Genomic DNA, 8,567 nt, shown 5'->3' on the forward strand with positions numbered 1-8,567 from the left:
GGAGGCAGCCATGGCCGAGGGACAAAGGCTTAAACGGGCGGCCGGTCAACTGGTGGTCTTTAGCCTAGGGCCTGAAGAGTTCGGTCTGGAGATCACCTCCGTCCGGGAGATTGTCCGCCCCCAGAAGATAACCCCGGTTCCGCTCACCCCAAGCTACATCCTGGGGCTCAGCAATCTTCGAGGGCAGATCATCCCGGTGATCGACATGAGACTTCGCCTGGGTCTTAAGACCCGCTCTATAGATGAACGTTCTCGCCTTCTGGTGATCTCATTCAACGGCGACCTAGTAGGGCTTCTGGTAGATGAGGTCAAAGAGGTCTTCTCCTTTGAAGAAAAACTACTTGAGGATCCTCCCGCTCTAGGACAAAGGGGCCAGGAATTGGTCTTGAAGGTGGTCAAACGCCCCGAGGGCCGGATGATCCTTCTTTTCAACCTGGCAGGGCTCTTTGAAGGCCTAAGTGTTCAGGACCGGAGCTTAAGTCTGGGCCAGAAAGGAGGCGGTCCGGAAGAAGGGCTTCCCAGGATGCAAGGGGCCGAAAAACGACTTCTTTCCTTTCTGGTAGGCCGGGAAGAGTATGCCTTTGAGATAGAAGAAATAGGCGAGATCATCCGCTACAGGCGTCCCAAGGAGGTTCCGGAGGCCCCGGGGGCCTTGTTGGGAATCCTCAACCTGGACAGAGGGGTTGTCCCCGTCTTTGACTTCCGAAGGCTCCTCGGTCTGGATCCCCTTATCAATGAAAGGAAGCAAAAAATTGCCCACCTTAAACGGGTCTTTGAAAAATGGCTAAGTGAGTTCAAGCAGGCTCTTGAATCCCAGGGGACTTTGTCTGAACTTGCCCCCGAAGATTGTCTCCTCGGCCAGTGGCTGACCAGAGAGCTTGAAAGCTGCCATAGCGAGACCCAGCTTGAACACATCCATCAGCTTCATCTCCGCCACCGCCGTCTCCACAGGCTGGCCCAAAAGGCTTTGGAGGACCCCTCAGATGACCTTATCGACGAGATCTACCTTCTGGCTGGACAGATCAGAGACCTGTTTGACCGTCTGGAGACCCAGCTCGAAAAGGCCATCTCGGAAGAGCAGAGAATCATCATCCTGGAAGTCTCCGGTCACCGGGTAGGGCTGGTGGTTGACCGGGTCCAGGAGGTGGTGGCCGTCTTCGAAGAGACCTTAGAAAAAGGCAACCTTGAAGGAGATCTCAAGGCAATCGCCAAATTCAAAGACAGTTCAAGGATCATCTTTGTTATCGACAAAGAACGACTCATACCCACAGAGACTTTGGAAGAAGGCCAAAAGGAGGAAGGAATGCTTTCTCAGGGAGAAGTTTGCGACCTTGAAGAGGAGCAATTGGTGACCTTCTTTTTGGGGGAGGAAGAATACGGTTTTCCCATCACCCAGATCCAGGAAATCAACCGCTTGGGAGAAATTTCCCGGGTCCCCAAAACGCCCTCTTTTGTTGAAGGGGTGACCAACCTTCGGGGGGAGGTCATTCCGGTGATCGACCTGCGAAAACGCTTTGAGATCCCGGCCAGAGAGCTTGATGATCGAACCAGGTTGATAATCGTCCACATAAGCGGGCAGAAGGCTGGTCTCATCGTGGATTGGGTAAACGAGGTCACCCGCCTCCCTAAGGAGAGCATCACTTCGCCTCCGACCATGCTCTCCTGCCAGATCGATCTCCGGTTTATATCCGGTATTGCCCAGAGGGAAGACGGCCAAATAATTATCATCCTGGATGTCAACGAGATCCTCTCCCCCGAAGAGCAGAAGGACTTAAGGCAGATGAGCTCGGAACAAGAGCCACCAGCCCCCCAGCTTAAGATTGTTGAATAGGAGAGAAGAAGATGCCCAAGATCAAGGTGCTTGTCTGCGACGATTCGGCCCTCATGCGTCGGGTTTTAAGAAAGATCATCGAGGCTGATCCCCGACTAGAGGTAGTAGGAACGGCCCGCGACGGGAAAGATGTCATCGAGAAGGCCCGCAGTCTCCGGCCGGACGTAATCACCTTGGACATCAACATGCCCAAGATGGACGGGCTGACGGCCCTGAAGATCCTTATCGAAGAAGGCATTGCCCCGGTAATCATGGTCTCATCTCTTACCCAAAAAGGGGCCCCCATCACCCTACAAGCCCTGGAGATGGGAGCCTTTGATTATGTAGCCAAGCCCGGGGGAACGGTCTCCATAAATATGGAAGAGGTAGCTCGGGAACTAATCGGCAAGATCAAGGCCGCCGCCCGATCTGGCACGGTCAGGAAGCTCAAACGTCAAGAAATAGTCAAGCTCAGCCCACCTTCTCCGAGAGCCCTTATTCGCCCCAGGATTAGCGTACCCAAGGGGGAGCTTCCTCCATTTGCTGCCGTGGCCATCGGGATCTCCACTGGAGGGCCCAAGACCATCTTTGAGGTCCTTCCCTATCTGCCAGCAGATCTGCCGGCAGTCGTCTTTCTCGTCCAGCACATGCCCCCAAGTTTTACAGAATCCTACGCCCAGAGGCTCGATAAACGTTGCACGCTAAAGGTTTTCCATGCTGAAACTGGCCTCAAGGTAGAGCCAGGAAGCTGTTTTGTCGGAAAGGGCGGCTACCACTTGACGGTTTTCAAAAAAATCCGCGGAGACCTCATTGTCCGCAATACCAAAACCCCCCGACATCTTTTTATGCCCTCAGTAGACGTGATGATGGAGTCCGTCCTTTCGGTCTTCGGTCCCCAGACCGTTGGAGTCCTGATGACGGGCATGGGAGACGATGGGGCTGAGGCCATGGTGAAGATCCGTCAGGCCGGAGGTATTACCATCGCCGAAAGCGAGGAAAGCGCCATTGTCTTCGGGATGCCTCGGGAAGCCATCGAACGTGGGGGAGCAGAGATCGTCGCCCCCAGTTGGGAGATAGCCAACCACATTATCCGGGCCGTAGAACAAATCATGAAGGAGAGGCAGGTGGCCTGATATGAAAGGCTCTCTCTCTGCCCTTAAAGATTTTGTTGAGGTAAGGGAAGACTTTCTCCTTGACCTCCTTGATCACCACCCAATCGGGGTGATGGTTGTCTTTAAGCGGAAGGTCCTCTTTGCCTCCAGGGGGGTAGAAGAGCTTTTTGGTTGGAGGCGAGATCAGCTCATCGGCCGATCAACCAGAATATTTTTCAGCGACCGGGCGTCCTGGATGGCCTTTGGAGAGAGGCTCTACGGCCAGATAGAAGAAAAAGAGGAAGTTGTCATGGAGTGGCCTCTTAAAAGAAGGGACGGCTCAGCGATCATCTGCGAGATAATCAGCAAGCCCCTTAGACGCCTGCCAGAAGGCTGGACGATTCTTTCTACCTTGAGAGACATAACCCGGGAAAAACAAACCCTTTCCTTTCTTAAAAAAGAGAAACAGAACCTCCGCCACCAGCTTGATCAGACCTTGGAGAACCTGCGCCGGGAGCGAGATTTCTTCCGGCGAGCCATCGAACTGGCCCCTGTAGGAATCGGAATCTGGGAAGAGGGACGACTGATCATAAAAAATCACCTCCTCAAACGTCATCTAAAGACCGGACTTCCCCAGGAGGTAGCCCGTCTGCTCAAGGAGCTTGATCAAAAAAAGGCCTTTCTCCAGAAGGTCATCCGCTTTGAAGGAGAGGCTGGCGACCAGCACATCCTCTTTAGCCTGGCCCATATAGATAATGGCCAGATCCTGATCATCACAGAAGATATTACCGCCGGCATACGGCTTAAAGAGAACCTCGAGAACCTGGCTCAGGCCAGGGTCAATCGCCTTCTCTCCCAGGAACGACTAGCTCTCATGGGTCGCCTTCTGGCCGGTCTCACCCACGAGATAAACACCCCTCTTACCTTTATGAAGACAAACTTACAGATCTTTGGAGCCTATATAGAGGCCCTGAGGCGAACCTTAAAAGGGATTGAACTTCCCGAAGAAAAAGAAAGGCTCCTGGGAAAAATCCTCTCAGAAGCCACAAGTATTGCCCGCTCTCTTGAGCTTGGAGCCGAAAGGATCTCGGAGATCGTCTCCTCGGTAAAGAACCTAAGCAAAAAGGAGCACACCAGCGGAGAGGTGGACCTGGGAGAGGCCCTCCATGAGGCCCTCATTCTTACCCACAACAAGACCAAAAGGCACCTTAAGATCCTGGTCAACGGCCGAGTTTACAGCCGTCAGAATGGAGTGTCTCCCTTGGGTATTCGCCTTGAGGTCCGCAAGTCACTGATTGTTCAGATGATGGTCATCCTCATTAACAACGCTGCTGAAGTGGCCCAGAGAAGAAAGATCAAACGGGCCAGCCTCCAGATCGACATTCATCCTTATGGAGACCGAATACTGCTTTGCTTCCGTGACAACTGCGGTGGGGTGCCAGAGGAAGAGCTCTCTAGGATTTTTGAAAGCTTCTATACCACCAAAGAGGAAGGGACCGGTCTGGGACTCTACATCCTTAAAGAAATTGTCAACTCTTTAGACGGGAAACTCGAAGTCAAAAGGCTCAATGACCCCCAAGGACTACAATTTAGAATCATTCTAGGGGGGGGTAAAATCTTTCTTAAATAAGAGTTCTTTAAAAGGAGAAGGCTATGGCTATCAAGGTTCTTGTGCTTGATGATGAACCAGAGATCCTTGATTCTCTAAGACGCCTCCTTGAACTTGACGGTCGATTCGAGGTTTTGACCACTGTCAGCCCCAAGGAGGCCCTTTCCTTGGTGGCTCGGGAGAAGATCCAGATCATCCTCTGCGACATCGTCATGCCGGAGATGGATGGTCTTGAATTTCTGGAAAGGACCCACTCTATAAACGGCCTGGTCCAGATCATCATGATGACAGCCTATTCCTCGGTTGATCGGGTACTTTCCTGCCTGGAAAAAGGAGCCGCCGACTACCTCATGAAGCCCTTTGATGTCCATGAGGTCAGGAAGGTTCTCGACCAAGTAGTTCAGCGTCTGGAAAGGTGGCGAGAATTAGTAATCGAGGCTAGGCGGCGGGAAATCGCCCCTGAGGAGCTGGACAACCAAGACCTTGAGGGTCTCCACCCCATTAAAGCCGAAAGCCCGGAAGATAAACTGGAGCTTCTTGAGCAACTCATCCAGGAAAACCCGTCGGACCTTTCATTCCGGCTCCTTAATTGGCTCGAAGAAGAAAGAGATCAGATGATCCGGGAAAGGCTCCTTGAGGAACTGAGCCAAAGGCTCCCAAGGGAAAAAGACGAAAGACTCCTCCGCCTTATGCTCTCCTCCCCGGAGGCCTTTATCCGCAACGGCGCTATTGATCTGGCCCAGGACATTGGCAATCAACTCCTGCCCCAGCTAGCGAATCTCCTTGAGGATCCGGATAAGGACATTCGCAAGCTGAGCCTCGACATCCTGGCCCATGTGGAGACCCCTGAGGCCGAGCCCCTTCTTCTCAAGGCCCTAGAAGACAAAGATCCCAATGTCCGAATGACGGCCGCTGAATACATCGGCCAAAGAGGCCTTGAGGCCGGGATACCCCGGCTTGAGGAAATGGCCCTTGAAGAGGAGGATCTCATGGTCCAGGCCACCGCCCTTGAGGCCCTGGCCGGCCTCAAAAAATCCCCTCGGTCCCAGGAACTCATAGAGACTCTTAAGGAAGAAAGAGGGCTAAGAGCTTCTTTTCTCAAGTATCTGGCCGCCTTTGGTCGCCAAGAAGACCTCCTCTGGCTGGAAGAGGCCCTAAAGAGGGGGAAGTTGCCTCTTAGCCGTGAAGCCCTTGAGGCCCTAAGGGTCCTTATTAGCCGACACGATTACCAGCCCCAAGATCTTCAGGACTATCTCCTGGGGGCGATTAAGGGACTTAAAGATCCCCTAGAAGTCTATTTGACCCTTCAGGTCCTGGAACTCTGCGACCCCCAAGAAGCGCAAAAGACGGCTCGAGAGCTAGTCAAGGGGCCTTTAGGAGCGGCTACAGGAGCCATAAACTTCCTGGCCGAATACGGCTCCCGGGAAGATCGGGACTATTTGGAAGGCCTCAAAGAGGCCAAAGGGGAAATTGGCCAGACTATAAAAGAGATCCTTGAGGTCTAAAGCGTGTTCAGGAGAAAACTCGTCTTTCAGAAAAAAGAGGACCTTGATCTTGACCTTGAGGCCTTTTTAAGGCTCAGGGACCTCGTCTATCGACGCACCGGCATCTTCTTCGAGGAGAAGAAACTTTATTTTGTCAAAAAGAGGGTTAGAGCCCATATGGAGGCCTTGGGCTTTAAGGACTTTGACACCTATTATCGTTTTCTGCGTTTCCGCGATGATGGAAAGGCCTTCCAGGAGCTCATCAACCTCTTGACCACCAACGAAACCTATTTTTTTCGGGAGTTTGATCAGCTGGCCGTCTTCGCCGAGGAGTGTCTTCCTCTGCTATGTAACCAGAAGCTGGCCCGCGGAGAACGGAGACTCCGGCTCTGGTCGGCTGGATGTTCAACCGGAGAGGAGCCCTATACCCTGGCTATCATCCTCCTTGAGATGATCGATGACCTTGAACGCTGGGATGCCAAAATCGAGGCCACAGATATAGACACTAACGCTTTAGCCCAGGCCCGAAGAGGGATTTACGGACCTCGGTCTGTAAGAAATGTCCCCAAAGAGTACCTAAAACGCTACTTCCGGCAGCTCGGCTCCCAGTTCGAGATTAATGAAAAGGTCCGAGCCCTGGTGAGGTTTTCCCAGCTTAATCTTTTCGATGAGGATAAGATGAGTCAGATGAAGGGCTTTGATTTCATCTTCTGCCGCAACGTTCTCATATATTTTGATGAAAGATCCCGCAAAAAAGTCGTCTCTCACTTCTACCGGGCCCTTAATCCCGGAGGGTTTATCTTTCTGGGACACTCTGAATCCCTCTCCCGAATCACCACCGCCTTCAGGGCCCAACGTCTAGGAGGAATGATCGTCTATCAGAAACCAGAAGAAAGCCAGGAGGAAATATGCTCAGAGTCGGTCAAAAACGTCTTCTGAGAAAAGATGCCGGAGGAGAAGACCGCCGTTTCCTACCAGAGGAAAGGGCCCAGAAAAAGGTCCTCATCGTTGATGATTCCGAGATGGTTCGCAACTTCCACAGCTACATCCTTCGGGATGCCGGCTTTGAGGTAAAGGGGGCGGCCGATGGGGCCGAGGCCCTGGAAATGTTCTTGGCCGAGCCATTCGATCTCATCATCACCGATATCAACATGCCCCGAATGGATGGGCTGACATTTATCCGCCGCGTTCGGGAAATAGATGCCAGTATCCCGATAATTATCGTCTCCACCGAAGATGAAGCTACGGATAAACAGCAAGGCTATGATGCCGGAGCCAATTTTTATCTGGTCAAACCTACTCGGCCGGAAATCCTCATTGAAAACGTCCGCTTTCTTACGGAATAAAGGGGGTGAAGGGGATGGAAATACGCATCAGGGCCGATGAACTTGAAGTCCTCAAGGGATTCCTGGAAGAGGCCTGGGAACATCTTGACGGAATAGAAGACAAGATTCTTGAACTTGAAGAACGACAGGATCCAGAGACCGTAAATGCTATCTTTCGACCAGTGCATACTATCAAGGGGACGGCGGCCTTTCTGGGGCTCAATAATATTAAAGAACTCTGCCACAAGACAGAGACCCTTCTTGACCGAATTCGCAAGCAAGAGCTGACTATAACCCCAGAGACCATCGATCTCCTGTTAAACGCCACTGACCTCATCTCCCAGATGCTTCAGGCCACTGAAGAGGCCCTGGAGGGCTTGAGGGAAGAGGGCGAAGAGATTGTCCTTCAAGTCCGGGATGTGGATTACCAGGAGATCTTAGGAGCTCTTGAGGCCGCCCAGAGAGGAAGGCCCCCAAAGAAAGCAGAGGATTTGACTCAAGCCTCTGAGGAAGAGGCCCCGCCCCCAAAGACCCCGGGCAGCTTAGAGCTTGCCCCCGGCCTCAAGGACCAGTTCCTAGAGGAGGCCGAAGAGCATTTGGCCAACATCGAAGGGATTCTCCTTCGCCTGGAGAAAAAGGAAGCCAGCCTTGAGGAATTAAACGAGCTTTTCCGTTCCCTTCATACCCTCAAGGGTAACGCCGGTGTCCTGCTTTCAACTATAGATGATCCAACGCTAGCCCAGAGCCATCCCCTCAACACCTTTAAAGACAAGGCCCACCGAGCCGAAGAACTCGTTGAGCGTTGCCGGGACGAGGAACGGCTTCCTAGCGAGGAAGAAATCGAAGAGCTCCTTAAGACCGTTGATCTTTTGCGCTCCTTCCTGGAAGGTCTTGAAGAGGGCTTAAGGGACCCTGCCCCCCTCTCTCAAGCCCCAGAGCCAGAGATCAAGGAGGCCGAGATAGATTCCAGCCGAACCGAAGTCCTGCTCAATGCCCTCAGCCAGGCCATGGAGGCTGCCAAAGTGGGTCTTGAGGAGATAAAAGATCGGGAGCGCCGCCAGACAGCGCTGGCCAAAGTAGGGCGGGCCTTTGAGATGATCATCAAGATCGCCCAGAAGATTGGCAAGCCGGAGGTAAAGGAAGAGGCTGAGAAGTCCTACAACATCATTGACTTCATGGCCAACAACGAAGAACCAGAAGAACATGAAGAAATCCTCATCGAAGGCATCAAGGAAGGCTTTAGACTTT

7 protein-coding genes are annotated in these 8,567 nt (G+C 52.7%); all 7 read left to right on the forward strand.

Annotated features, from left to right (window positions below; translation table 11 throughout):
- Positions 1-10: 10 nt before the first annotated feature.
- On the forward strand, positions 11-1,831 hold the full coding sequence (locus ACXJJX_RS08785) for a chemotaxis protein CheW (protein ID WP_456434221.1): 1,821 nt from the start codon (positions 11-13) through the stop codon (positions 1,829-1,831).
- An 11-nt stretch (positions 1,832-1,842) separates the two neighbouring features.
- On the forward strand, positions 1,843-2,943 hold the full coding sequence (locus tag ACXJJX_RS08790; RefSeq protein ID WP_456434222.1) for a protein-glutamate methylesterase/protein-glutamine glutaminase: 1,101 nt from the start codon (positions 1,843-1,845) through the stop codon (positions 2,941-2,943).
- 1 nt (position 2,944) lies between these two features.
- Positions 2,945-4,531: a PAS domain-containing sensor histidine kinase gene (locus ACXJJX_RS08795; protein WP_456434223.1), complete on the forward strand. Its 1,587-nt coding sequence runs from the start codon at positions 2,945-2,947 to the stop codon at positions 4,529-4,531.
- 23 nt (positions 4,532-4,554) lie between these two features.
- Positions 4,555-6,015 (forward strand): HEAT repeat domain-containing protein, encoded by a 1,461-nt coding sequence (locus ACXJJX_RS08800; protein WP_456434224.1) that lies wholly within the window; start codon positions 4,555-4,557, stop codon positions 6,013-6,015.
- A gap of 3 nt (positions 6,016-6,018) precedes the next feature.
- A complete protein-coding gene (locus ACXJJX_RS08805) occupies positions 6,019-6,933 on the forward strand; it encodes a CheR family methyltransferase (RefSeq protein WP_456434225.1) in 915 nt (304 codons plus the stop codon).
- Positions 6,903-7,340 carry a response regulator gene (locus tag ACXJJX_RS08810; protein ID WP_456434226.1) on the forward strand — a complete coding sequence of 146 codons (438 nt, stop codon included), beginning with the start codon at positions 6,903-6,905 and terminating at the stop codon, positions 7,338-7,340. The genes ACXJJX_RS08805 and ACXJJX_RS08810 overlap by 31 nt, the downstream gene beginning before the upstream one ends.
- Positions 7,341-7,354: 14 nt before the next feature.
- Positions 7,355-8,567, forward strand: a 1,213-nt coding sequence (locus tag ACXJJX_RS08815; protein WP_456434227.1) for an Hpt domain-containing protein, incomplete at its 3' end; no start/stop codon positions are given.

Source organism: Thermosulfuriphilus sp., assembly GCF_054026695.1.

Excerpts from the sequence above, each read along its gene's own strand:
- ACXJJX_RS08790 (WP_456434222.1), top strand. The coding sequence starts at position 1,843 with ATGCCCAAGATCAAGGTGCTTGTCTGCGACGATTCGGCCCTCATGCGT.
- ACXJJX_RS08810 (WP_456434226.1), top strand. The coding sequence starts at position 6,903 with ATGCTCAGAGTCGGTCAAAAACGTCTTCTGAGAAAAGATGCCGGAGGA.
- ACXJJX_RS08795 (WP_456434223.1), top strand. The coding sequence starts at position 2,945 with ATGAAAGGCTCTCTCTCTGCCCTTAAAGATTTTGTTGAGGTAAGGGAA.
- ACXJJX_RS08785 (WP_456434221.1), top strand. The coding sequence starts at position 11 with ATGGCCGAGGGACAAAGGCTTAAACGGGCGGCCGGTCAACTGGTGGTC.
- ACXJJX_RS08800 (WP_456434224.1), top strand. The coding sequence starts at position 4,555 with ATGGCTATCAAGGTTCTTGTGCTTGATGATGAACCAGAGATCCTTGAT.